At 68.8% G+C, this 957-nt stretch carries 1 protein-coding gene; it reads right to left on the reverse strand.

The genetic code is table 11. The annotated features are described in order from the left end of the window. Positions 1 to 30: 30 nt before the first annotated feature. A partial coding sequence (locus ABGB14_RS49990; RefSeq protein ID WP_347650959.1) for an RNA-guided endonuclease TnpB family protein occupies positions 31 to 957 on the reverse strand: 927 nt, incomplete at its 5' end.

Raw genomic sequence — 957 nt, forward strand, 5'->3', positions numbered from 1 at the left:
TTGAGGTCTTACACCGGCTCCACAGGCGTTTCAGCTCTCCGCCAGCCCGGCGGCGAGCACGTTCTTGGCCGCGTTCACGTCCCGGTCGTGGACCGCGCCGCAGGCGCACGTCCACTCCCGGACGGTCAGCGGCATCTCCTCCTGCAGCGTCCCGCACTCCGAGCACAGCCTGGAGGAGGGGAACCAGCGGTCCACCGCCACGAGCGTGCGCCCGTACCAGGCCGCCTTGTACTCCAGCATCGAGCGAAGCTCCCGCCAGGAGGCGTCGGAGACGGCGCGGGCCGGCGGGTGGTTCTTGACCATGTTGCGGACGGTCAGGTCCTCGACGGCGATCACTTGGTTCTCGTGAACAAGCCGGGTGGTGACCTTGTGCAGGTGATCCCTTCTGCGGTCGGCGATGCGGGCGTGGACCCGCGCCACCGTGAGCCGGGCTTTGGCCCGGTTGTTCGAGCCCTTGGTCTTGCGGGCGAGTGCCCGCTGTGCTTTGGCCAGCCTGCGCCGGTCGCGCCGTTCGTGACGCGGGTTGACGATCTTCTCGCCGGTGGACAGTGTCGCCAGCGCCGTGATGCCCGCGTCCACGCCCACCGACTGCTCAGCCGGAGCCAGTGGTGCGATCTTCTCCTCGGCGAGGATGGACACGAACCAGCGCCCGGCCGCGTCCCTGCTCACGGTGACCGTGGACGGCTCGGCTCCCTCGGGAAGCGGGCGCGACCACACGATGTCCAACGGCGTGTCCATCTTGGCCAGCGTCAGCGTGCCGTCGCGCCAGCGGAACGCCGAGCGGGTGTACTCCGCGCTCGCGCGTGCCTTCTTCCTGCTCTTGAAGGTGGGATATCGGGCGCGCTTGGCGAAGAAGTTCGCGAACGCCGCCTGAAGGTGGCGCAGCGCCTGCTGCAGCGGCACGGACGACACCTCGAACAGGAAGTCGTAATCGCCGCTGCGTTTCCACTCGGTCAG

This window comes from Nonomuraea sp. B10E15, from assembly GCF_039871615.1.
GTDB lineage: Bacteria > Actinomycetota > Actinomycetes > Streptosporangiales > Streptosporangiaceae > Nonomuraea.